The 23,046-nt window shown below is 70.7% G+C and carries 20 protein-coding genes; 13 read left to right on the top strand and 7 right to left on the bottom strand.

The genetic code is table 11. The annotated features are described in order from the left end of the window. Positions 1–48: 48 nt before the first annotated feature. The 5 genes from purQ to ACTWNK_RS40070 all read left to right on the top strand — a co-directional run bounded on the left by purQ (position 49) and on the right by ACTWNK_RS40070 (position 7,288). Positions 49–732, top strand: coding sequence for a phosphoribosylformylglycinamidine synthase subunit PurQ (gene purQ, locus ACTWNK_RS40050; protein WP_474310149.1), 684 nt, complete (start codon positions 49–51; stop codon positions 730–732). Then, a complete protein-coding gene (gene purL / locus ACTWNK_RS40055) occupies positions 729–2,987 on the top strand; it encodes a phosphoribosylformylglycinamidine synthase subunit PurL (protein ID WP_474310150.1) in 2,259 nt (752 codons plus the stop codon). The genes purQ and purL overlap by 4 nt, the downstream gene beginning before the upstream one ends. Positions 2,988–3,094: 107 nt before the next feature. Then, positions 3,095–5,122 (top strand): adenylate/guanylate cyclase domain-containing protein, encoded by a 2,028-nt coding sequence (locus ACTWNK_RS40060; protein WP_474310151.1) that lies wholly within the window; start codon positions 3,095–3,097, stop codon positions 5,120–5,122. Between the two features lie 8 nt (positions 5,123–5,130). Next, positions 5,131–5,793: a Crp/Fnr family transcriptional regulator gene (locus ACTWNK_RS40065; protein ID WP_474310152.1), complete on the top strand. Its 663-nt coding sequence runs from the start codon at positions 5,131–5,133 to the stop codon at positions 5,791–5,793. Between the two features lie 34 nt (positions 5,794–5,827). Further along, on the top strand, positions 5,828–7,288 hold the full coding sequence (locus ACTWNK_RS40070; RefSeq protein WP_474310153.1) for an MFS transporter: 1,461 nt from the start codon (positions 5,828–5,830) through the stop codon (positions 7,286–7,288). On the opposite strand, the gene ACTWNK_RS40075 is transcribed toward ACTWNK_RS40070, so the two are convergent. Next, complete coding sequence (locus ACTWNK_RS40075) at positions 7,248–7,820, bottom strand: TetR/AcrR family transcriptional regulator C-terminal domain-containing protein (RefSeq protein ID WP_474310154.1); 573 nt, start codon at positions 7,818–7,820, stop codon at positions 7,248–7,250. The two genes, ACTWNK_RS40070 and ACTWNK_RS40075, sit on opposite strands and share 41 nt — an antisense overlap. 174 nt (positions 7,821–7,994) lie before the next feature. Here ACTWNK_RS40075 and ACTWNK_RS40080 point away from each other — a divergent pair, with 174 nt between their 5' ends. After that, positions 7,995–8,432, top strand: a complete 438-nt coding sequence (locus ACTWNK_RS40080; RefSeq protein ID WP_474310155.1) for a hypothetical protein — start codon at positions 7,995–7,997, stop codon at positions 8,430–8,432. Here ACTWNK_RS40080 and ACTWNK_RS40085 read toward each other — a convergent pair. Beyond that, positions 8,429–10,309: an ABC transporter ATP-binding protein gene (locus ACTWNK_RS40085; protein WP_474310156.1), complete on the bottom strand. Its 1,881-nt coding sequence runs from the start codon at positions 10,307–10,309 to the stop codon at positions 8,429–8,431. The genes ACTWNK_RS40080 and ACTWNK_RS40085 overlap by 4 nt on opposite strands. A 50-nt stretch (positions 10,310–10,359) precedes the next feature. Continuing rightward, the gene (locus ACTWNK_RS40090; RefSeq protein WP_474310157.1) at positions 10,360–12,438 is read right to left on the bottom strand and encodes a PhoX family protein; all 2,079 of its coding nucleotides are present in this window, start codon (positions 12,436–12,438) and stop codon (positions 10,360–10,362) included. A gap of 137 nt (positions 12,439–12,575) precedes the next feature. Between ACTWNK_RS40090 and ACTWNK_RS40095 the strand changes: the two genes are divergently transcribed. Next, positions 12,576–13,016 carry a sterol carrier family protein gene (locus ACTWNK_RS40095; protein WP_474310158.1) on the top strand — a complete coding sequence of 147 codons (441 nt, stop codon included), beginning with the start codon at positions 12,576–12,578 and terminating at the stop codon, positions 13,014–13,016. Here the strand turns inward: ACTWNK_RS40095 and ACTWNK_RS40100 are convergent. Next, positions 13,013–14,869, bottom strand: coding sequence for a DUF4190 domain-containing protein (locus tag ACTWNK_RS40100; protein WP_474310159.1), 1,857 nt, complete (start codon positions 14,867–14,869; stop codon positions 13,013–13,015). The genes ACTWNK_RS40095 and ACTWNK_RS40100 overlap by 4 nt on opposite strands. Positions 14,870–15,009: 140 nt before the next feature. Here ACTWNK_RS40100 and ACTWNK_RS40105 point away from each other — a divergent pair, with 140 nt between their 5' ends. The 4 genes from ACTWNK_RS40105 to purM all read left to right on the top strand — a co-directional run bounded on the left by ACTWNK_RS40105 (position 15,010) and on the right by purM (position 18,843). Further along, on the top strand, positions 15,010–15,417 hold the full coding sequence (locus ACTWNK_RS40105) for a MarR family winged helix-turn-helix transcriptional regulator (protein WP_474310160.1): 408 nt from the start codon (positions 15,010–15,012) through the stop codon (positions 15,415–15,417). Between the two features lie 131 nt (positions 15,418–15,548). Further along, on the top strand, positions 15,549–16,292 hold the full coding sequence (locus ACTWNK_RS40110; protein WP_474310161.1) for an SDR family NAD(P)-dependent oxidoreductase: 744 nt from the start codon (positions 15,549–15,551) through the stop codon (positions 16,290–16,292). A 51-nt stretch (positions 16,293–16,343) separates the two neighbouring features. Continuing rightward, complete coding sequence (purF, locus tag ACTWNK_RS40115; RefSeq protein ID WP_474310162.1) at positions 16,344–17,777, top strand: amidophosphoribosyltransferase; 1,434 nt, start codon at positions 16,344–16,346, stop codon at positions 17,775–17,777. Between the two features lie 40 nt (positions 17,778–17,817). Beyond that, entirely contained in the window at positions 17,818–18,843 is a 1,026-nt protein-coding gene (gene purM, locus ACTWNK_RS40120; protein WP_474310163.1) for a phosphoribosylformylglycinamidine cyclo-ligase, read from the top strand. A gap of 288 nt (positions 18,844–19,131) precedes the next feature. Here the strand turns inward: purM and ACTWNK_RS40125 are convergent, their stop codons facing one another. Together ACTWNK_RS40125 and ACTWNK_RS40130 are read right to left on the bottom strand one after the other, a co-directional pair. Then, the gene (locus tag ACTWNK_RS40125; RefSeq protein WP_474310164.1) at positions 19,132–19,362 is read right to left on the bottom strand and encodes a DUF3073 domain-containing protein; all 231 of its coding nucleotides are present in this window, start codon (positions 19,360–19,362) and stop codon (positions 19,132–19,134) included. A gap of 149 nt (positions 19,363–19,511) precedes the next feature. Next, on the bottom strand, positions 19,512–20,609 hold the full coding sequence (locus ACTWNK_RS40130) for a Glu/Leu/Phe/Val family dehydrogenase (RefSeq protein WP_474310165.1): 1,098 nt from the start codon (positions 20,607–20,609) through the stop codon (positions 19,512–19,514). Positions 20,610–20,715: 106 nt separating this feature from the next. On the opposite strand from ACTWNK_RS40130, the gene ACTWNK_RS40135 reads away from it, so the two are divergent. Then, entirely contained in the window at positions 20,716–21,573 is an 858-nt protein-coding gene (locus ACTWNK_RS40135) for a DUF8083 family protein (RefSeq protein WP_474310166.1), read from the top strand. Positions 21,574–21,895: 322 nt separating this feature from the next. Next, entirely contained in the window at positions 21,896–22,099 is a 204-nt protein-coding gene (bldC, locus tag ACTWNK_RS40140; protein ID WP_013133571.1) for a developmental transcriptional regulator BldC, read from the top strand. Positions 22,100–22,277: 178 nt separating this feature from the next. Here bldC and ACTWNK_RS40145 read toward each other — a convergent pair whose 3' ends face one another. Next, positions 22,278–22,946: a TetR/AcrR family transcriptional regulator gene (locus ACTWNK_RS40145; protein WP_474310167.1), complete on the bottom strand. Its 669-nt coding sequence runs from the start codon at positions 22,944–22,946 to the stop codon at positions 22,278–22,280. Positions 22,947–23,046 lie beyond the last annotated feature (100 nt).

A 23,046-nucleotide genomic window follows, 5' to 3' on the forward strand; every position in this document is an offset into this window, starting at 1 on the left:
CCGAGGAGACGGCGGCGCACGCGTGCGCACCTGCTTGGAGGGACTGCCATGAGCTCGGCCCGTGTGGGCGTAGTGACGTTTCCCGGAACTCTCGACGACCAGGACGCCGCCCGCGCCGTCCGGCTCGTCGGCGCCGAGGCGGTGCCGCTGTGGCACGCCGACCACGACCTCAAGGGAGTCGACGCCGTCTTCCTGCCCGGAGGGTTCTCCTACGGCGACTACCTGCGGTGTGGAGCCATCTCCAGGTTCGCGCCGCTGATGGACGAGCTGATCCCGGCCGCCAAGGCCGGTCTGCCCGTGCTCGGCACCTGCAACGGCTTCCAGATCCTGTGCGAGGCGCACCTGCTGCCCGGCGCGCTGACCCGCAATGCCAGCCTGCACTACGTCTGCCGCGACCAGGGCGTCCGGATCGAGACCTCCGCCACCGCGTGGACCGGCTCGTTCGCCCCCGGCCAGGACATCGTGCTGCCGATCAAGCACGGCGAAGGCCGCTACGTCGCCGACGCCGACACGCTGGCCGAGCTGGAGGCGAACGGCAGGGTCGTCGTGCGCTACACCGGCGGCAACCCCAACGGCTCGCTCAACGACATCGCGGGCATCAGCAACGCGGCCGGCAATGTCGTCGGCCTGATGCCGCACCCCGAGCACGCCGTCGAGCCCCTGGTCGGCGCGCCGAGCACCGACGGTCTCGGCTTCTTCACCTCCATCCTCAAGCAGCTGGTGAACGCATGAGCACTGACAACGTCAAGCGGGCGGCCCAGACCCCCGACGAGGCCATGCCCTACGCCGAGCTGGGGATGAAGCTGGAGGAGTACGACAAGGTCAAGGAGATCCTCGGCCGTCGTCCCACCGGCTCGGAGCTGGCCATCTACAGCGTCATGTGGTCCGAGCACTGCTCCTACAAGTCCTCCAAGGTGCACCTGCGCCAGTTCGGCACCAAGGCGCCGGAGTCCGAGGCCCTGCTCGTCGGCATGGGGGAGAACGCCGGAGTCGTCGACATCGGCGACGGCTGGGCCGCCACCTTCAAGATCGAGTCGCACAACCACCCGTCCTACGTCGAGCCGCACCAGGGCGCGGCCACCGGCGTCGGCGGCATCGTGCGCGACATCATGTCGATGGGCGCACGCCCGATCGCGGTCATGGACGCCCTGCGGTTCGGCGCCGCCGACGCGCCCGACACCCGGCGCGTGCTGCCCGGCGTGGTCGAGGGCATCAGCCACTACGGCAACTGCCTGGGCCTGCCCAACATCGGCGGCGAGGTCGTCTTCGACCCGGGCTACATCGGCAACCCGCTGGTCAACGCCCTGTGTGTGGGCCTGCTGCGCAAGGACCAGATCAAGCTGGCCACCGCGCCAGGCCCCGGCAACAAGGTCGTGCTCTTCGGCGCCCGCACCGGACCCGACGGCATCGGCGGCGCCTCGGTGCTGGCCTCGGCGACCTTCGAGGACGGCTCCGAGGCCAAGCGGCCCGCCGTACAGGTCGGTGACCCGTTCATGGAGAAGCTGCTCATCGAGTGCTGTCTCGAGCTGTACTCCGCCGACGTGGTCGTGGGCATCCAGGACCTCGGCGCGGCCGGGGTCTCCTGCGCGACGACCGAGCTCGCGGCCAAGGGCACCGGCGGCATGCTCGTCGACCTCAACCTCGTGCCGCTGCGCGACTCCTCGCTCGTCCCTGAGGAGATCCTCATGAGCGAGTCGCAGGAGCGGATGATGGCGGTCGTCACGCCCGCCGACATCCCGGCCTTCCTCGCCATCTGCGAGAAGTGGGACGTGCCCGCCACCGTCATCGGCGAGGTGACCGACACCGGCCGCCTGGTGATGACGTGGGACGGCGAGGTCATCGTCGACATCCCGCCGGGCACCGCGGCCGACGACGGCCCCGTCTACGAGCGGCCCTTCCACGAGCCGCACGGCCAGCAGGCGCTCAACGCCGACTCGGCCGCCGGCCTGGAGCGCCCGAGCGACCTGCGCGCGACCCTGCTGCAGCTGCTCGGCTCGCCCAACCTGGCCTCCAAGGAGTGGGTGACCTCCCAGTACGACCGCTACGTGCGCTCCAACACCGTGCTGGCCCAGCCCGCCGACGCGGGCATGCTGCGCGTCTCGGAGATCATGGCGGGCGCCGAGGAGACCACCAGGGGCATCGCCCTGGCCACCGACGGCAACGGCCGTTACGCCAGGCTCGACCCCTACGCGGGCGCGCAGCTCGCCCTGGCCGAGTCCTACCGCAATGTCGCCACGTCGGGCGCGAGGCCGCTGGCCGTGACCAACTGCCTCAACTTCGGCTCGCCGGAGGACCCCGAGGTCATGTGGCAGTTCGCCGAGGCCGTGCGCGGGCTCGCCGACGCGTGCAGGACCCTGGGCGTGCCGGTCACCGGCGGCAACGTCTCCTTCTACAACCAGACGGGCGCCGTCGCGATCAACCCGACGCCGGTCGTCGGCGTGCTGGGCGTCATCGACGACGTCGCCCAGCGGATCGACTCCGGCTTCACCGCGCCCGGGCTCAAGGTGGTGCTGCTCGGCGACACCTTCGAGGAGCTCGGCGGTTCGGAGTGGGCGCACGTCGCACACGGCCACCTGGGCGGGCTGCCGCCCGAGGCCCGGCTTGAGGCCGAGCGCGGCGTGGCCGACGTGCTCGTCACCTCGGCGACGCGCGGCCTGGCCCAGGGCGCGCACGACCTGTCCGACGGCGGGCTCGCCATCGCGCTCGCCGAGGCCTGCCTGGCCAAGGGCGTCGGCGCGAGCGTGGCACTGCCCGGCGGGCACGACGCCTTCGTCGACCTGTTCAGCGAGTCGAGCGCGCGTGTGCTCGTCACGGTCAGGCCCGAGGACTTCGACGCGTTCGCCGAGCTGTGCGCCTCCCGCGAGGTGCCCTGCTACGGCCTGGGCGTGACCGGCGGCGACAGCCTGGTCGTGCAGGACGTGCTGGAGATCCCGATCGAGGAGCTCCGCGCCGTGCACACGGCCACCCTGCCCGCGCTGTTCGGCTGACGACGACGCCAAGGGCCCGGGGTCGCTCCCGGGCCTTTGGCGTTTGCCGGAACTCACGGGATAATCACCTTGTTCGGGGGGACGACAGCGAGACGGAGCGCTCCATCGTGCCCACGAACACCTACCTGCCCCCTGCGACCCATCCGGTCAGAGGCGTCGTCTGGGCGGCCCATCTGTCCATCCCGCTGCTCGGGCTGTGGCTGCTGCTGGCCAACCATCCGGGCGGCAATCCGCAATGGCACCACAACGTCAGCCACTTCTGGCTGATCCTGCTGGTGGCGGGCGTGAACCTGGCCATCGGCTCGATGATCAACGAGGCCTCCCGCAGGCGGGCCGACGCCAGGCTCTTCCTGGTCTCGATGGTCTTCCTCACCACGGCCGGGTTCTTCCTGCTGCACGGCCTGGCGACGCCGGAGATCATCCTGCCGAAGGGCTCGCTCGGCTTCGACCTCGGTCAGCCCGTCGGCCTGGCCGTGGCCGCGCTCTTCGCACTCGCCTCGGCCCTGCCGCTCGGCCCCGCCGCCGCCGCTGCCGTACTCGGCGCCCAGAGGTGGCTGCGTGCCGCTCTCGTCGCCCTGCTGGCCGGGTGGGGGCTGATCTCGCTGCTGCCCGGCCTGACGCCGCTCAGCGCGCCCGCAGGCGGTCACATCCCCTGGCTGCCCGTCTTCTCCGCCCCGTTCGTCGTGCTGTACGGCGTGGCGGCGGCGATGATGTTCGCCCTGCACCGCAGGCGGCCTTCGACCATGCTGGTCAGCCTGATCACCGCCTACGCGCTGCTGGCCGAGGCCATGATCGCGGGGATGTCGCAGCACAACTGGCATCTGACCTGGTGGCTGTGGCACGTGCTGCTCGTGCTGGCGTTCGGCTTCGTGGCCTACAGCGCCTATCTGCAGTTCCGCCGTGAGGGTTCGAGCGCGGGCCTGTTCGACTCGGTGGCGCTGGCCGCGACCGTCAGGCGCATCCAGGCCGACTACGAACAGGCGCTGGAGGAGCTCGTCGAGCACGTCCGCAGGGGCGAGCCGCTGGCCGCGACCAGGCTGGCGGGCAAGTTCGCGCTGAGCGAGGGCCAGGCCGCCGTGCTCGACCGGGCCGGAGGCGCCCTGGCGACCGAACGCGAGCTGACCGACAGGCTCGCCGCCCTGGTCGACGTCGGCCGCCAGGCCAGGGTCGGCCTGCCCGAGCGCGAACTGCTCAAGGAGTCGCTCGAACGCGTCAGGCAGGCCTACGGCGACGTCAGGATGGGCCTGGTCGCCGAAGGCGCCGTCCAGGTGGGCGGCAGGACGTTCACCAGCACGGCGCCGATCAGGCTCGACGACGTGGTGCTGCACCCGCTGACGGTCAAGGGGCATCTGGCGGGCGCCCTTGAGGTGCCGATCGGCCGCACGGTGCACGACGAGGCGCTGGCGGCGACGCTGGCCGCGCAGGTGTCGATCGCACTGGAGAACTCCAGGCTGTACGGCGAGCTGGACACGCTGTTCCGTCAGTACATGTCGCCCGACGTCGCCAACGCGCTGCTCGCCGATCCGGCCCAGGCGGCGCTCGGCGGCGAGCTGCGGGAGCTGACCGCGCTGTTCGCCGACCTGAAGGGCTTCACCACCTTCTCCGAGCTGGTCACACCCGGCGAGATCGTGGAGATGCTCAACCGCTACCACACGGCGGCCGTGCCGTGCGTGCTGGACAACGGCGGCACGATCGTGCAGTTCGTCGGCGACGCGCTGCTGGCGCTGTTCAACGCGCCCGCCACCCAGCAGGAGCACGCGGCGGCGGCCTGCAGGGCGGCCCTGGCGATGCAGGAGGCGGCGGCCAGGGTCTCGGAGGAGGCGGCCTGGGCGCAGGCCTCGGGGCGGATGAGGGGCGTGGAGTGGCCGACGTTCCGGGTCGGCGTCAACACCGGGCCCGCGCTCGTCGGCAATATCGGCAGCCCGGAGCTGCGCGGTTTCAACGCCATGGGCGACTGCGTGAACGTGGCCGCCAGGCTGCAGGCGCTGGCCGAACCGGGCACGGTGGTGATCGGCCAGGCGACCCTCGACCTGCTCGGCAGGGACGTCGACGCGGTCGCGCTCGGCGATCTCGCCCTGAAGGGCAAGGAGCAGACCGTTCCCGCCTATGTGCTGCGGCATCTGGCGCGGCGATAATCGGGCCCATGACACCAGAGTCGGGCGAGATCCTCTCCATGCTCACCCCCGAGGAGATCGCCGCCCTGCGCGCCGCCGGACGGCCGCGCCGCTGGGACAGGGGTGTGACGCTGTGCACCGAAGGCGACCCCACCGAGTGGGTGCTGGTGCTGACGTCGGGCCGGGTGAAGGTCTCCTCGCACACCACGAGCGGCACCGAGGTGGTGCTCGCCGTACGGGGGCCCGGTGCGTTGATCGGCGAGATGTCGGCGATCGACGGGCTGCCGAGGTCGGCCACGGTCACCGCGCTCGAACCCGTCGAGGGGTTCGTCGTGCGTGACTTCCCCGCGTTCCTGGCCGAGCACGGCAGGGTCGCGGTGCTGCTCATGCGGCTGGTCACCGGCAAGCTGCGCGACGCCGACCGCAAGCGCATCGAGTACGGCGCCTACGACACGACCGGCCGGGTGGCGGCGCGGCTGGTGGAGCTGGCCGAGACCTACGGCGAGCCGACCAACGGCGGCGTGCTGGTGGCGCTGCCGCTGTCGCAGGACGAGCTGGCCGGATGGACGGGCGCCTCGCGCGAGGCGGTCAGCAAGGCGCTGCGCACGCTGCGCGACAGGGGGCTGATCGAGACGGGCAGGCGCCGGGTGACCATCCACGACCTGGAAGGACTGCGAAAGCGGGCCCGCTAGAATGTGATTCTAGGCCGTAGGCCATAGTGGGGACATGCTCCCCCCTGAGCTCCCCGGCACGCCCGAGCACCGCGCCAGGCTGCGTTACGCCTGGCGGGTGTGCTCGGTCACCAGCCTGGGCCTGGTGCTCATCGGCATCGCGGGCAGCACGCTCAATGTGGCGCTGCCCTCGGTCGTACGGCACTTCGAGGCGGGGCCGCTCGCCTCCGGGTGGATCCTGCTGTCGTTCCTGCTGGTCAACACCGCGAGCCTGGTCTTCTTCGGGCGGGTGGCCGATCTGGTGGGCAGGCGTGAGGTCTACCTGGGCGGGTTCGTCCTGTTCACCGTGGCCTCGCTGCTGGCGGGGCTGTCGCCGGGCGTGTGGTTCCTGGTGGCGATGCGGGTGCTGCAGGCGATCGGCTCGGCGATGATCCTGGCCAACGGCACTGTGATGATCACCGACGCCTTCCCGCGCGACCGGCTGAGCCAGGGCATGGGCGTCTACATCGGCACGCTGTCGGTCGCCCAGCTCGCCGGTCCCACGCTCGGCGGGCTGATCGCCGATGTGGCGGGCTGGCAGTGGATCTTCTGGGTGAACGTGCCCGCCGGGCTCGTCGCCCTCGGGTGGGGGGCCGTCACCCTGCGCCGGACGCCGAGGGGCCCGCGCGAGCCCGTCGACGCGCTGGGCAACGCCCTGGTCTTCGCCATCCTGTCCGCCGCGCTGCTGGCCCTGTCCGAGGCGGGCTCCTCCGGGCTCGGCGGTCCGGTCGTGGCCGGTGCCGCGCTGCTGGCCGTCGCGCTGGTCCCGGTGCTGGTCCTGGTCGAGCGTCGGGCCTCCCATCCGGTGCTCGACCTGCGGCTCTTCGGGGGCAGGACGCTGGCGCTCGCCAATCTGGCCTCCTTCTGCAACGCGCTGGCCAGGGCGGCGCTGATCCTCGTGGTCGCCCTGTACTTCCAGGCCGTGCGCGGCGCCGACGCCTTCACCGCGGGCCTGAGCGTGCTGCCCGTGCCCATCGGCATGGCGCTCGCCTCACCCCTCGCGGGCGCGCTCGGGCGCAGGATCTCGCCCTACGCGTTGTCGATCGGCGGGGCGCTGCTCAGTACGGCGGGGCTGCTGACGCTGACGCTCGGCGTCGATCCGGGCACGCCGTACTGGGTGATCGGGACGGGGTTGTTCGTCGCGGGGTGCGGGAGCGGGGCGTTTCTCACGGGGAACACCACGCAGGTGATGGCGGCGCTTCCCCAGGGGAGCCTGGGGGTGGTCAACGGGTTCCGGCTGATGGTGATGAATGTCGGCATCGTGGTCAGTGTGGGGCTCTCGCTCAGCGTGCTGACCAGTTCGGTCGGCCCCGGGCTCAGGGCGCAGGTCTATGCCGCCACCCTGCCCGGCCTCTCCCCCTCGGCCGTCGCGCAGCTGACCGAGGGGTTCCAGCGGACCTATGCCGTGCTGTTCGCGGTGGCGGCGCTCGGCGCGGTCACGGCCGTCTTCGCGCGGCCATCGCCTCGATCCCGCTGACCAGCAGGTCGACGCCGAAGGTGTCGTAGAGCGCCTGCGTGCCGCCCATGACGAGCGGCTCGGCCACCTCGACCAGATGGGGATAGCTCGCCACGGGCAACGTCTGCAGAGCGAGCCGCTTGGTCCGCGCGGTCTCGGCGTCGAGGTCCCTGTGGCTCGACCCGGCCGCCAGTGCGATGGCGCCCCGCAGCAGGTACTTGGTGATGAGGCAGCTCTCCTCGATCGTGAATCCCGCCGTCCTGGTGAGGGCGAGCCCGCGTTCCCACACGGCGAGGAAGCTGGGCACCGAGGTCTGGTCGACCTGCTCCAGGATCAGCTTGGCGCTCGGGTGGCGGCGCAGCACGCGGGTGAGGCCGACGACCAGGTCACGCAGTTGCTCCTGCCACGGCCTGCCGTCTTCGGGCTCGGGCGCGAAGCTGGCGATCAGATGATCGGCCATGCCCTCCAGCAGGCGGTCCTTGTTCTTGAAGTGCCAGTACAACGCCATCGGCGTCACACCGAGCTCGGTCGCGAGTCGCCGGATGGACCTCACCCGCGATCCTCACCGCCTTCGGCCTGGCCGCCGCGTCGGCGCTGGCGTTCGTGTGGGTGGAGAGCCGCTCGGCCCAGCCGATGATCGACCTGTCGCTGTTCGGGTCGCGAGTGTTCAGCGGCGGCATGGTGGCCATGGGGACGCGCGGGCGACCTGCTCGGGCCGGGGCGCTCGGTGGCGCTCGGCCTGACGATGATGGCGGTCGCGGTCCACGCCCTGTCCACACTCGGCGAAGGCACCGGCTATGCGGCCCTGCTGCCCTGGTTCGCCCTGTACGGCGTGGGCGGCGGACTGCTGGTCACCCTCACGGCCGTGGTGCTCGGCGCGATGCCCGAAGGCCGGGTCGGCGTGGCCTCCGGCGTCTCGAACGTCACCCGCGAGGTGTCCGGCCTGCTCGGTGTGACGGTGCTCGGGGCCATCCTGTCCTCGATCCAGACGCGTGCGATCGAGGACGGCGTCGCCCCGCTGCGGGCCTTCCTGGACGGCTACCGGACGACGTTGCTCATCTCGGTGGCCATCATGCTGGTCGGCGTGCCGGTCAGCCTTTGGGCGCTGCGCGGGCGCACGGCCGTGGCGGAGGCCGGGCGCGAGGAGCACGCGCCGGCCCGCTAGACGGTTTCGAGGACCGGCGGCTCGTCGAACTGGGTGCGATACAGCTCCTCGTAACGCCCGCCCTCGGCCAGCAGCTCCTCGTGCGTGCCCCGTTCGACGATCCTGCCGTCCTCGACCACGAGGATGAGATCGGCCGCTCGCACGGTGGACAGGCGGTGGGCGATGACCACGGCGGTCCTGCCGTCGAGCGCCTCGCCGAGCGCCGCCTGCACCGCCGCCTCCGACGTGGAGTCCAGATGCGCCGTCGCCTCGTCGAGGATGACCACCCTCGGCCTGGCCAGCAGCAGCCTGGCGATCGTCAGCCGCTGACGCTCGCCGCCCGACAGCCGGTAGCCGCGCTCGCCCACCACGGTGTCGAGCCCGTCGGGCAGCGATTCGACCAGGGCGTCGAGCCTGGCCCTGCGCAGGACCTCCCAGATCTCCTCCTCCTGCGCCTGGGGCCTGGCCAGCAGCAGGTTCTCCCTGATCGAGTCGTGGAACAGATGCCCGTCCTGCGTCACCATGCCGAGCGTGGCCCGCAGGGAGTCGGCCGACAGGTCGCGTACGTCGACGCCGCCGATCCGCACCGCGCCCGCGTCCACGTCGTAGAGCCTCGGCAGCAGCTGGGCGATCGTCGACTTCCCCGCGCCCGACGAGCCGACGAGCGCCACCATCCGGCCCGCCTCCGCCGTGAACGACACCTCGTGCAGCACCTCGACGCCGCCCCTGGTGTCGAGCACGGCGACCTCCTCAAGGGAGGCGAGCGACACCTTCTCGGCCGAGGGGTAGGCGAAGCTCACCGCGTCGAACTCCACCGAGACCGGGCCTTCGGGTACGGCGACGGCGTCCGGCTTCTCGGTGATGAGCGGCTTGAGGTCGAGGATCTCGAAGACGCGCTCGAAGCTGACCAGGGCGGTCATGATCTCCACCCTGGCTCCGGCGAGCGCCGTCAGCGGGGCGTACAGCCTGGTCAGCAGCAGCGCCATCGCCACCACCGCGCCCGCGTCGAGCGATCCGGCCAGCGCGTAGAAGCCGCCGAGGCCGTACACGACGGCCAGCGCCAATGCCGAGACCAGGGTCAGCGCGGTCATGAAGACGGCCTGCGACATGGCCGTGCGCACGCCGATGTCACGCACCCGGGTGGCACGGGCGGCGAACTCGGCCGACTCCCTGGCCGGGCGGCCGAACAGCTTGACCAGCGTCGCGCCAGGCGCCGAGAACCGCTCGGTCATCTGAGTGCCCATGGCTGCGTTGTGGTCGGCCGCCTCCCGCTGCAGCCTGGCCATGCGCGAGCCCATCCGGCGTGCGGGCAGGACGAAGACCGGCAGCAGCACGAGGGCGAGCAGGGTGATCTGCCACGACGTGGTGATCATCACAATGAGCGTCAGCAGCAGCGTCACCACATTGCCGACCACGCCCGACAGCACGCCGGTGAAGGCGCGCTGGGCGCCGATCACGTCGTTGTTCAGCCTGCTGACCAGCGCGCCCGTGCGGGTACGGGTGAAGAAGGCGATCGGCATGCGCTGCACGTGGTCGAACACCGCCGTGCGCAGGCCGAGGATCAGCCCCTCGCCGAGCCCGGACGACAGCCACCTGGACACCAGGCCGAGCCCGGCCTCGGCAAGGGCGATCACCGCGATGAGCGCGGCGAGCCCGGCCACGACGCCGAACTCGGCCCGGCCCACGATCGCGTCGATCACCCGGCCGGCGAGCACGGGCGCGACCACCGCCATCGCCGCCATCACGATGCTCAGGACCAGGAACAGGCCGAGCCTGCGGGCATGCGGCCTGGCGAAGGTCGCGATGCGTCGCAGGGTGGCACGGGAGAAGGGTCTACGGTCGTCCTTGGCGTTCGCCAGCGTCGACATCGACTGCCATGCGACGAATTCCATGTTCATGGGATGACCGTAGAACCTCCACAAAGGTTGAGGTCAACCGGTTTTTCCGGTTACGACCCGACCTTGCGGCCCCTCGGGTGCCAGACGACGGCGACCGAAGGCCTGGGCTGCGAGGCGCCGCCGTCCGGCCAGTGGCTCGACGGGCTCTCGGGCGTGGCGCCGTCGGTCTCGCCCGGGTGCTGCACCGCGACGAACACACTCAGCTGGTCATCGGTCACGAACGGCCCGCAGGTCTCGGCGCCGACCGGGACACTGAGGAACTGCCTGACATATCCCCTGTCCTTGCCGCGCACCGGCGTGACGAACAGGCCGTCGTGCGCGCCGAGCTGTGCGCCGTCGGTGGAGATCCACAGGTTGCCGTCGCGGTCGAAGGCCACATTGTCCGGGCAGGAGATCTGCGAGACCTTAGTCTTGTCGAAACCGGCGAAGTACGTCGCCGGGTCCTTCGGGTCGCCGCACACCAGCGGCAGCGCCCACGCGAACGCCGTCGCGCCCGCGTCGTTGCGCTGCTCGACGATCTCCAGGATGTGGCCGTGCTTGTTCGACGGGCGCGGGTTGGCCTCGTCGACCTGGGCGATCGTCCGGTTGGAGTTGTTGGTCAGCGCCACGTAGATCGCACCGGTGACCGGGTTGCGCTCGACGTCCTCGGGGCGGTCCATCTTGGTCGCGGCCACCTTGTCGGCCGCCAGGCGGGTGAAGATCAGCACTTCGGCTGCCGTCATGCCGGGCACGTGGCTGACATTGCCGCTGACCAGCGGGATCCACTCGCCCGCTCCGTCGAAGGCGCCGTCGGCGGGCAGCTTGCCCGTGCCGTCGATCTCGGTCTTCGGGCTGTCGCCGGTGAGCCTGGCGACATACAGCGTGCCCTCGTCGAGCAGGGTGCGGTTGTGGCGGTCGAAGCCCTGGATGTAGCGCTTCTTGGAGACGAACTTGTAGATGTACTCGAAGCGGGAGTCGTCGCCCATGTACGCGACCAGGCGGCCGTCCCTGGCGATCGAGGTCGTGGCGGCCTCGTGGGCGAAGCGGCCGAGCGCGGTGCGCTTGATCGGCGTGGAGTCGGGGTCGAACGGGTCGATCTCCACGATCCAGCCGAAGCGGTGGGCCTCGTTGGGGTGCTTGGACAGGTCGAAACGCTCCTCGACCCGGTCGAAGCGGCGGCCGGACGTGCCGGTCGGCATGCCGTACCTGGAGTTGTTCGGGGTGGCCGCGGCCTTGACGAAGTACTGGTTGAAGTTCTCCTCGGCGGTCAGGACCGTTCCCCAGGGGGTGGTGCCTCCGGCGCAGTTGTTCAGCATGCCGAGCGGCTTGACGCCCGCCGGGTCCGCGGCGGTCTTCAGCAAGTCGTGGCCGGCGGCGGGGCCGGTGAAGCGCATGGGGGTCTGGGCCGTGATGCGGCGGTTGTAGCGGCGGCTGCCCTGGGTGACCAGGCGCCACTGGCCGGTGTCGCGTACGCGCTCGACCTCGACGACCGAGCCGCCGTGCGCGGCCATGGCGATCCTGATCTGCTCCTCGGTCGCGGCGGCGCCGGTGGTGTAGCCGCGGAACATGAGGTTCTCGTCGGTGTACTCGTGGTTGACCCACAGCAGCGCACGGCGTGCGCCCATCGGGAACAGCGTGACGAAGTCGCAGTTGTAGCCGAACTGCTTGGCCTGGGCGGCGGCGGTCTGGCGTTCGAAGTCGAAGGCGGGCGCGCCGGGCAGCACCGGGTCACCCCAGCGCACCACGACCGACTGCTGGTAGCCCTCGGGCACGGTCAACGCGTCGGCGGTGTTCGGGGGCACCGGCTTGAACCGCAGCTGCACGCTCCCCCACTGCCCGGCGCCGATCTTGTTAGGCTCGATGTCGGCCGGGACGTCGGGCAGATGGTTGGGCTGAGGATCGGCGAAGGCGGGCAGCGCTCCCGCGACCCCGGTGCCGACGACGAGCGCGCCGAGCGCACCCGCGCGCAGGGCGCCGCGACGGGTCATGACCTCGGCGACGACATCACCGAAGTACGTGTTGCCACTGGTGTTGGCCACGTCGTGGGCGCACGCGTTACCGCAACGGAATGCGCAGGTCAGCGCGCTCCTGCCGCCCTTGTGCGGCGTCGAGAGCAGCGGCAGCAGCCTGCGCGGCGAGGGATTCGCCACAGTTCCTCCAAGATTGTGCGCGGTCGTTCCGCCCGGACGCTACGGCGACCGGCGAAACCGGAGGTGAACGACGATGTCCTCCGCGATGAACGCTTCGCCGAACGGGTTTCGGCCGGTCCGCAGGGGAGAATGGACGCGTGCCGCCTCGCAAACTCGACCCCGCCAAGCTGCGCGCCGCCTTGGAGTCGCAGCTCGTGGCCCTCGACCAGCCCGCATACGACGGTCCCGCCGCCTCGCTCGCCGACGCGCTCGTCACCGCCGTGCTGACCGCCTACGACCGGGGGGTGGCGCCCGAGCGTGACGCCGCCCGCTTCGCCGTACGTCATCTGCTGGAGCGGCTCGCGCTCGCCGCGCCCGGGCGCACGGTGGAGATCCGCGTGCCGCCGTATGCCGCCGTGCAGGCCGTCGACGGGCCCAGGCACACGCGTGGCACACCGCCCAACGTCGTCGAGACCGACCCTCGCACCTGGATCGAGCTGGCCGTCGGCCGGTTGAGCTGGCAGGAGGCCATGGCAAAGGGCGCCGTCTCGGCGAGCGGCGCCCGTGCCGACCTGTCGGGGGTGCTCCCCGTCCCCTAACGCGTGACCGTGATCCAGGGCAGCTTGTTCTCGATGCAGCGCTCGCTGAGCTGCGGCGGCAGACCGGCGCACTCCTCGAAGTAGTTCTGCAGCCAGATCACGCCGATCAGGGCCAGGATCAGCGTCGCACCGCTCAGGATGATGCCCGCGATGGCCCTGCCCTTGTTGGTGCCCCTGGTGAGCGCCACGATGCCCAGCACCAGGCCGACGATCGCGGTGAGCACACCCGTGAAACACACGAACAGCAGGAACAGGCTCGCCACACCGAGGATCAGCGAAGCCGTCGCCAGCCCGCCTCCCGGCTTCTGCGGCTGCCATCCCACTCCGCCGCCCTGCGGTGGGCCCGGGGGGCCCGGGTAGGGCGGTGGCACGTATCCGGCGGCCGGGCCGCCCGCCTGTGCGCCGTAGGGGGCGCTCGGGTGTGCCGGCTGCTGGCCGGTGCCGTACGGGGTCGCGTACGGGCTGCCCGGCTGGGCTGTGGGGCCCTGCTGTGCGGCGCCGGGATGTGGTGTGGGGTACGGGGTGGCGGCGTCCGGGGCGGTGAAGTCAGGCCTGGGAGCGCCGGTCGGGGGTGGAGTCGCCTGGGCGTGTTCGTCCCCTGTCGGCGCGCCGTAGGTCTGTGGTGCGCCGTAGGCGTCGGTTCTCGGTGTGTCGGTCTTCGGGGTGTCGATTCTCGGGGTGTCGATTCTCGGGGTGTCGATCCGCTGGGTCGCGTCGGGGTCGGCGTGGCCCGCCGCCGCAGCCCCTGCCGCGGCCGCCGCCGGTGCGCCCCAGCCGGTGGACTCGCCGCTCGACGCCGGGTCCGCGTAGGGCTCGTGCTCCGGCGAGTGGCCGCCGTACGGGCTCGGCTCGACCGGTCTGACCGGCTGCTCGCCGAACGAGGCCGCCTGGCCGTACTCCTTCGGGCCGCCTTCGTAGGGCGAGTCGAACGAGAGCGTGGGCTCCTGCACGGCCGGGAAGCCGTGCGGCGGGGTCGGCGGGTCGTAGCGAGACGTCCACGAGCCCGACGTCTGGCCCGGCTGCTCGACGGGCGGGGCGGGAGGCGCCGGGTCGGCCTCACCCGCCGACTCCCAGCCCGGGTACGCGGGCGTGGCGCCCGGCACCGGGTAGGAGCCCGTGTCCTGCGTGCCCGTGTCCGGCGTGTTCCCCTCGGCCTCGAACGTCTGGGTCTCGCTCTGCGTCGACCACACGGCGCTCTTGTCGTGCGGCGCATTCGCGTCGACCAGTGTGTCCTCACGCTCGGGCAACTCCCCGCCCGACGCACTCTGCCACGTCGTCTCCGGCGCCTCCGGCAGATCGGGATGCGCGGGTACGGCGGGCTCCGACGGGATCTCCGGCCCGCCGGGCGCCGGGGCGTGCCACGGCTCCCCCGGAGTGTTCGGGTCGGCCGGGCGCTCGGGGTGCTCGGGGTGGCCCGGCAGGTCCGGGTGCTCGGTCGGGCCGGGCTGCCACGGCTGCGGCGGTCCCGGCGCGGGTGGCTCCCACCGCGTCGGCTCCGGCACCACGGGCGGCTCGGGCGCGATCGGCGGTTCCGGCGCTATGGGCGGTTCCGGGGTGATCGGCGGCTCGGGCGTGATCGGCGCTTCGCCCGCGGCCTCATAGGCGACCGGCGCGGCTTCGCGTGCGTCCGGTGTGCCCGGAGGGTCCTCAGCAGGCTCGGGTGTCACCTCGGACGCCGTCCGGGGTTGTGGTGCCTCGTGCGGAGCGGAGGCGTCGGGCTCCGGGGGCTCCTCGTGTGGGCGCGCTGCGGCGGCAGGCCGGGCGGCCTGCGGTTCGTCGTCCTGTGCGGGGCGGCCTTCGGGCGGGTCTTCGTCCCACGGGCGAGGCTGCTTCGGGTCCCCAGGTGTGCTCACGTCTGCGTCTCCCGACGTCGTCATGCCGGATACCCCACCCTTTCCTGCCGCGCGTCACCGAAACGGCCCGACACGGCAAATCCGTGGCGATCCTTGGGTCACGGTGCCGCCATGGCGCAGGTGGCGGGCAGGATGGGGGCATGCTGGAGGACACCCTGACCTACGCGCTGATCCATGTGTTCAAGGCGCATCGCCACCAGATGGCCGCCGACCTGGCGCCACTCGGCCTGCACACGGGTCAGGAGCTCCTGCTCTCGGCGCTGTGGCACGAGGACGGCCTCAGCCAGACCGACCTGGTGTCCCGGCTGGGCGTGGAGCCGCCGACGGTGACCAAGACCCTGCAGCGCCTCGAACGCTCGGGCCTGGTCCGCAGGGAGCCCGACAGGGAACGCGGACGCGTGATCAGGGTCTACCTGACCGACCGGGGCAGGGAACTGCGCGAGCCCGTGGAAGCCGTATGGCTGCGCGCCGACGAACGCATGGTGTCCTCCCTCAGCGAGACCGACAGACGCGAACTCACCCGCATGATCAACACCATCCGCCCCTAACTCTCCGGTCGCTCACGCCCCCCACTGTTCGCTTTCAGCGAAACAATCCCCTCTTTTCCTACCAGCTTCTCATGTGATCTCATCCTTCTTAGCCGACTAAATTAGCCAGCTAACATAAGGGAGACAACCCCATGCGAGCACTTGTCACAGGAGCCTCGTCCGGCATCGGCGCGGCCGTCGCCCGCACGCTCGCCGCGTCCGGCGCCGAGGTCGTCCTGACCTACCGCTCGAAGGCCAAGCAGGCCGATGCCGTCGTACAGGAGATCGAGCAGGCGGGAGGCGTCGCCAGGGCCCTGCCGATGGACCTGGCCGACCACGGGAGCGTACGGGCGGCGGCCGAGGCTGCGGGGCCGGTGGACGCGCTGGTCGCCAATGCCGTGCACTGGGGCGAGCGGCGCTTCGGCGTCAGGTTCGAGGACGTGCCCGTCGAGGACTGGTCGCTGGCCCTGCACGCCAACGTCGTCGGCAACGCCGTACTCGCCCAGTCCGTGCTCGGGCCGATGCGGGCGGGCGGGTTCGGCCGGATCGTCTTCATCTCCTCCGGCATCGCCGAGGAGGGCGTGCCCGGCCCCGGCCCGTACGGCACGGCCAAGATGGCGCTGCACGGTCTGACCAGGGCGCTGGCCTGGGAGGCGGGCGGCGACGGCATCCTGGTCAACGCCGTGGCCGTGGGCCTCACGCTGACCGAGAGGCAGGCGCCGCTGCCCGAGGCGCTGACCGACGCGATCGCCAGGCGTACCCCGGCGCAGCGGCTTTCCACACCCGAGGACGTCGCCTCGCTGGTGGCCTTCCTCGCCTCGGCCGCCAATCGCAGCCTCACGGGCGAGATCATCCGCGAGGGGTCGAGTGCGGGGCGATCCGGTCACACACAGTGATGTACCACCCGGGTGTGCGAGCACGGAGTGACCCGACCTAGACTGAAGCACGTGCTGAAGGGCGACGGCCGGCTCGGCCATGACCTGGACCCCCACGACCGCGCACCGAAAGACGCCTGTGGCGTCTTCGGCGTCTGGGCGCCAGGCGAGGAAGTCTCCAAACTCACCTACTACGGGCTGTACGCGTTGCAGCACCGCGGCCAGGAGTCTGCGGGCATCGCGGTCAGCGAGGGCAGCCGCATCCTCGTCTACAAGGACATGGGCCTGGTGGCCCAGGTCTTCGACGAGTCGGTGCTCGGCACCCTGCGAGGACATCTCGCGATCGGGCACTGCCGCTACTCCACGACCGGCTCCAGTGTGTGGGAGAACGCGCAACCCACCCTGAGCTCGACGGAGGTCGGCGGCCTGGCCCTCGCCCACAACGGCAACCTGATCAACACCCCGGAGCTGGCCCAGCGGCTGGCCCCGGGCACCACCAGGGCGACCACCGACACCGAGGTCCTGGCCAGCCTGCTCGCCCAGGACCGCACCCAGTCGGTCGAGGACGCCGCCGCCGAGCTGCTTCCGCAGGTCAGAGGCGCGTACTCCCTGGTGTTCATGGACGAGAAGACGCTCTACGCCGCCCGTGACCCGCAGGGCATCCGCCCGCTGGTGCTCGGCAGGCTGGAGCGCGGCTGGGTCGTCGCATCGGAGACCGCGGCGCTCGACATCGTGGGCGCCACGTTCGTCCGCGAGATCGAGCCCGGCGAGATGCTCACCATCGACGAGCGCGGCGTGCGCTCGCGCAGGTTCGCCCTGGCCGACCCCAAGGGCTGCCTGTTCGAGTACGTCTACCTGGCCAGGCCCGACACCACGATCGCCGGTCGCGGCGTGCAGACCACCCGCGTCGAGGTCGGCAGGGTGCTGGCCCGCGAGCACCCCGTCGAGGCCGACCTGGTCATCCCGACCCCCGAGTCGGGCACCCCTGCCGCCGTCGGCTACGCCGAGGAGAGCGGCATCCCCTACGGCCAGGGCCTGGTGAAGAACTCCTACGTCGGCAGGACCTTCATCCAGCCCTCGCAGACCATCCGCCAGCTCGGCATCAGGCTCAAGCTCAACCCGCTGCGCGAGGTCGTCGCGGGCAAGCGCCTGGTCGTCGTCGACGACTCCATCGTGCGCGGCAACACCCAGCGCGCGATCGTCAAGATGCTGCGCGAGGCCGGGGCCGAGGAGGTGCACGTGCGCATCTCCTCGCCGCCCGTGTCCTGGCCCTGCTTCTACGGCATCGACTTCGCCACCAGGGCCGAGCTCATCGCAGGCTCGCTCTCGGTCGAGGAGATCCGCGCCTCGCTCGGCGCCGACAGCCTCGGCTACATCTCGCTCGAAGGCCTGACCAAGGCCACCACGATCCCTGCGGACAAGCTGTGCAGGGCCTGCTTCGACGGCTCCTACCCGATCCCGGTCGACCAGGACAACGTGGGCAAGTACGTGCTGGAGGCGCAGTGAGCGCGCCGACGACCTCCACACGACCGACACAGGAGTGCATGTGACCAGCTATGCCGCGGCCGGCGTCGACATCGACGCGGGCGAGCGAGCCGTCGAGCTGATGAAGTCCAAGGTCGCCAGGGCCAGACGGCCCGAGGTGGTCGACGACGCCAGCGGCTTCGCCGGTCTGTTCGACGCCTCGGCCCTGCTGAGGTACCGCAGGCCGCTGCTGGCCAGTTCGACCGACGGCGTCGGCACGAAGGTGCTGCTGGCCCAGCAGCTCGGCAAGCACGACACGATCGGCATCGACCTGGTCGGCATGGTCCTGGACGACCTGGTCGTCTCCGGCGCCGAGCCGCTGTTCATGACCGACTACATCGCCTGCGGCAAGGTCGTGCCCGAGCGCATCGCCGAGATCGTCGGCGGTGTGGCCGAGGGTTGCAGGCTGGCCGGCGCCGCGCTGGTCGGCGGCGAGACCGCGGAGCACCCCGGCGTCATGGGCGCCGAGGAGTACGACCTCGCGGGCGCGGGCACCGGCGTCGTCGAGGCCGACGAGATGCTCGGCCCCGACCGGGTGCGCGAGGGCGACGTCGTGCTGGCGATGGCCTCGACCGGCGTGCACTCCAACGGGTACTCCCTCGTCCGGCACATCATCAAGCAGGCCGGGCTGTCGCTGGAGTCCCAGCCGGCCGAGCTCGGGCGCACGCTCGGCGAGGAGCTGCTGGAGCCGACCCGGATCTACTCGCTCGACTGCCTGGCGCTGACCGCGTCCGCCGAGGTGCACGCCTATGCGCACATCACCGGCGGCGGGCTCGAAGGCAACCTGTCGCGCTCGCTGCCCGGTCATCTCGACGCCCTGCTCGACCGGGGCTCGTGGACGCCTCCGGCGATCTTCGAGCTGCTCGCCGGGCACGGCGGGGTGGCGCAGAAGGACATGGACCGCACCTTCAACCTGGGTGTCGGCATGGCGGCGGTCGTCGCGGCCGACGCCGCGGACGCGGCCCTGGCCCTGCTGGCCGCCCGAGGGCTGCCCGCCTGGGTGCTGGGCGAGGTCGTCGCGGGCTCGGGCGTGGCGCGTTACCGCTGACCGATCGCCCGTGACACGGCGAAGCCGGGCCTCGGCGCACACTCCCCGACCTGTCGAGGGGTACGCACCGGGACCCGGCGCCACCACTTGTCCAGCTGTGCGATTTGTCCAGCTGTGCGATGTCACGTGCCCGGCAACGCCGAGCCGCGGGCGTCGACGACGAGAAGAGGCCCCGGCGCGTCGGGCGCACTCGGGGCTTCCTGTGCCCGGCCTACCGGCTGAAGCGCACGGAAGAGACACCCGGCGCCAGGCACCGGGTGTCCCGTCCTACGTCAACCTGAAGACCGGCTATCGGCCACCGGACGTACGGTCGTCGCCGTCGTCTCCGGAGCCGTAGTCATCGGCGTAATCGGCATAGCGATCCGCCAGCTCGTCGTTGGCGTCGTTGGCGTCGTCATTGTGGTTGGAGTCTCTGACTCCGAGCTCGTCGCGAAGACGCTCAAGATCCGTGCCACCGCTGTTGTACTTCAGCTGGCGAGCAACCTTGACCTGCTTGGCCTTTGCTCGGCCGCGCCCCATTGGCTCGACCCCCTCGTGTGGGGTCGTCCCCGACCCCTCGTCGCTAACGCACCACACACTGACGCCTCTGACTTTGGGCGTCAGCCTCTCGTTCGCTATTACCGTACCTGTTTTGCGCCCAGGTCGGTACGCCGTAGGGGCGTGGGGCGTCAACCGCCCAGCCAAATGCCCCTAATTCGCCCGACTTCCGACATTCGACGCTCCGCCAGCCTATCGGCTGCGACAGCGGGAGGTACGCCCTCCTCCGCCGCGATGCCGAAAATCTTCAGGGTCGTGTCGAAGATCCGCGTCGCCTTGGCCCGTGCCCGGTCCATGTCGAAGCCCTCGATCTCGTCCGCGACCTGGATGACGCCACCGGAGTTGACCACGTAGTCGGGAGCGTAGAGCACACCGCGCTCGGCGAGCTGCTTCTCCACGCCGGGATGGGCCAGTTGGTTGTTCGCACCGCCACAGACGATCTTCGCGCTCAACGTGAGCACGGTCTCGTCGTCGAGCGCGGCGCCCAGGGCACAAGGGGCGTAGACGTCGAGCGGCTGGGCGATGAGCTCGGCCTTGCCGGCGACGACCGTCACCTCCGGGTGGCGCTGACGCACCCGCTCGGCCGCCTGCTCGCTCACCTCGCAGACGACCACGTCGGCGCCGTCCTCGCGCAGATGATCGACAAGACGGTGGCCGACCTTGCCCACGCCCTCGACGCCGACCAGGCGCCCGCGCAGCGACGGCGAGCCGTACAGGTGCTGGGCCGCCGCCCGCATGCCCTGGTAGACGCCCCACGCGGTCAGGATGGAGGAGTCGCCCGCGCCGCCGTGCTCGACCGTGCGGCCGGTGACGTAGGTGGACTCGCGGGCGACGAGGTCCATGTCCTCGCTGTAGGTGCCCACGTCGCACGCGGTGTAGTAGCGCCCGCCGAGCGACTGCACGAACCTGCCGTAGGCGCGCAGCAGCGCCTCGCTCTTGTCGCGGGTGGGATCGCCGATGATGACGGCCTTGCCGCCGCCGAGGTCGAGCCCGGCCAGCGCGTTCTTGTAGGCCATCGCCCTGGAGAGGTTGAGCACGTCGGCCAGCGCCGCCTGCTCGCTCTCGTACGGGTAGAACCTGGTGCCGCCGAGGGCGGGCCCCAGGGCCGTGTTGTGGATGGCGATGATGGCTCGCAGGCCACTGCGCTCGTCGGAGCAGAAGACGACCTGCTCGTGCGCGGCCTGACCCTGGTTGGCATCCTTGTGGGACACCCCGAAGACGTCGGTCACTGTAGTGACTCCCTGTCCAGTCCACCGCACCTTCGCGGCGGAGATCACCTCTCAGCGTAGGGCCCAGAGCGATGCGAGCCGAGCCTTGGCGTGACACGATGCCACCGTGCTGCCCTACGCCGCGTACCTCCGCGTCTACGAGCCGCTTGCCGCGTTCCCCGAGCAGGACCGCCCGACCTGGCAGGCATACGCCGAATCTCGCGATCGTCCGCGCCGTGCCACGGCCCTGCACTCCGAACACGGCGAGTCACTCAGACGCCTCGTGGCGGTGCCGCCGCACCCCGTTCCCTCCCAGGAGAGCCCCAACGCGTATCTGAGACGCGTGGAGGACAGGTTGTACGTCTGTCCTTGGCAAAGCCGGTTACGGTCGTGGCTGGCGTTCTCAGCGCTTCGCGGCAGCACTCCCGTGAAGCTGATGGACCGGCTGATCCCCAAGGCGATAGCCGAGCGGACCGCCGACGAGTTCGACGCACACAAGCGCAAGGGCGGTTCGGCGGCCCTGCGCACCCACATCAGGACCACCACCTGGCACGTCCCCACGGCCTGGTTCGTGCCCTTCGACAGCACCGAGCGCTGGCTCGTGCTCGGATCACCCAAGCAGGACGTCACCACCGCCACCGGGCGCAACCTCATCTACGTCACCTCGATGGCGCAGGCGCGCCGCAGGATGGCCAGGGCGCTGCAGGTCATCCGCAAGAACGTCGGCGAGGTCGCGACCGGCCTCGCGGTCGAGGAGATCGCCCGCTGGCTGGAGGAGTTCCACCCGCACTCGCTGGTCGAGCTCGACTACGGCGGCCTCGTGCACCTGATGGACGACGAGGCCCTCCAGGCCGACCAGTCGGTGGCCGAACTGGCGGCCGCTCTCACGGGTTTGGACACAGGACAGGAAGAACTTGCCTTCGCGATGTATCAGCGCGTGATCATGCGCTGGAAGTCAATGCAACTCCTGGAATCTGCCAACTAGGTGCCAAATCGTCCGTCTGACCTGCATGGGAGAGTCAGGCGGGGCGGCTGCTTGCTTCTGCGAACTGAGTAGTTTGCCGTTTTCACTGCGATACCACGAAACGTGTCGCTAGAATCACCGAGCGTGACATCGCCACGTGAGCAACAGGTTGAGCCAAAGAAAGACTCGCCAATCGCTCTGCGTGGCGGTATGGTCACTTCGGGTGATGCCGCATATGGTCCAGAAAAGCCGCACGCACTGGGCCATAGGGGGACATCCGTGACACGCGCACAAGCAGTCGCAGGATCGCTAAGCCGGTCCACACGGAGGAGAGGCCGCACAAATGTCAGCTCGTACACCCGAGGCCGAGCCACTGCTCACGCCCGCTGAGGTCGCCACCATGTTCCGCGTCGACCCCAAGACCGTTACGCGGTGGGCCAAGGCGGGCAAGTTGACGTCGATTCGCACCCTCGGCGGGCACCGGCGTTACCGGGAGACCGAGGTTCGCGCACTGCTGGCGGGGATTCCGCAGCAGCGCTCGGAGTAACACCGGGGTCGTCACGGACCTAGGGGGGTCCACGGTGGGCCAGGGCAACCGTCCGGTCCACCAGCGTGACGACGCCATGTCGCCCGCGCGTCGGGGGACGCACACGGGAGTTGGCGCCGCCCGCCCGGCGCCATTCTTCCGGTTCACGGCTCTTGCGCCGGGCAAGGACCGCGCAGTTTCAGATCGGCTGCCTGTCGACCAGACCCGCGCGCAGTCTTTCGATCGCGGGATCGTGGACCGCCGCCACGGCGAGCAGGGCCAGCATGTGATCGACCAGCATGCGTTCGAGCGCGGGCCGGTCGATGTCACGGTGCTCAAGCCAGTCGAGACCGGCGGTTTCGACCAGGGCGATCCACGAGCGCAGTGTGGTCCGTAACACCGGACTCGGCTCCACCACCCGCATCTGTTTCTGGATGAGCCGAAACAACCGTCTGCGCACACCGTCGACGATCTCGCCAACCTCGCCCGCCCTGTTGGCCGGGCCACCGCGCAGCAATGCGGCGAAACCCGTCGCGTGCTCTTCGACGAAATCGAAATACCGGGTCAGTCCACCGGCGAGATCGTCCAGCGGCCTGCCGCGATCCTGAGGGCGCAACCGCGCCTCCAGTTGCTCGGCCGCGCTCTTCAAGGCTGCGACATAAAGCTCCTGCTTACCGCCGAAATAGTGGTAGACGAGAGCACGGGAAGCACCGGCGGCCGAGGCCACATCGTCGATCGAGACATCTTCGGCGTCGCGTGTGCTGAACAACTCCAGGGCCGCCGCCATCAGCTCTTCGCGGCGCCGGTCCACACTGAGCCTGCGTCGCGCCGGCCGAGTGCCGCTCTCGGCCGACTTTCCTGGTGTCACATGTGAACATTATCGGAGTCCCCGCCTAATAGCGGCCCTGCGACAACGCCGTCAATCTTTGCCATTGATGACGAAGGCCGTACCCTGCGGCGAACTCGAT

The sequence above is a fragment of the Nonomuraea sp. IBHARD001 genome, assembly GCF_056106265.1.

What these genes read in the sequence shown, in the direction of transcription:
- purQ (WP_474310149.1), top strand. Translation starts at nt 49, where the DNA reads ATGAGCTCGGCCCGTGTGGGCGTAGTGACGTTTCCCGGAACTCTCGAC.
- purL (WP_474310150.1), top strand. Translation starts at nt 729, where the DNA reads ATGAGCACTGACAACGTCAAGCGGGCGGCCCAGACCCCCGACGAGGCC.
- ACTWNK_RS40065 (WP_474310152.1), top strand. Translation starts at nt 5,131, where the DNA reads ATGACACCAGAGTCGGGCGAGATCCTCTCCATGCTCACCCCCGAGGAG.
- ACTWNK_RS40070 (WP_474310153.1), top strand. Translation starts at nt 5,828, where the DNA reads ATGCTCCCCCCTGAGCTCCCCGGCACGCCCGAGCACCGCGCCAGGCTG.
- ACTWNK_RS40085 (WP_474310156.1), bottom strand. Translation starts at nt 10,309, where the DNA reads ATGAACATGGAATTCGTCGCATGGCAGTCGATGTCGACGCTGGCGAAC.
- ACTWNK_RS40105 (WP_474310160.1), top strand. Translation starts at nt 15,010, where the DNA reads ATGCTGGAGGACACCCTGACCTACGCGCTGATCCATGTGTTCAAGGCG.
- ACTWNK_RS40110 (WP_474310161.1), top strand. Translation starts at nt 15,549, where the DNA reads ATGCGAGCACTTGTCACAGGAGCCTCGTCCGGCATCGGCGCGGCCGTC.
- ACTWNK_RS40125 (WP_474310164.1), bottom strand. Translation starts at nt 19,362, where the DNA reads ATGGGGCGCGGCCGAGCAAAGGCCAAGCAGGTCAAGGTTGCTCGCCAG.
- bldC (WP_013133571.1), top strand. Translation starts at nt 21,896, where the DNA reads ATGTCAGCTCGTACACCCGAGGCCGAGCCACTGCTCACGCCCGCTGAG.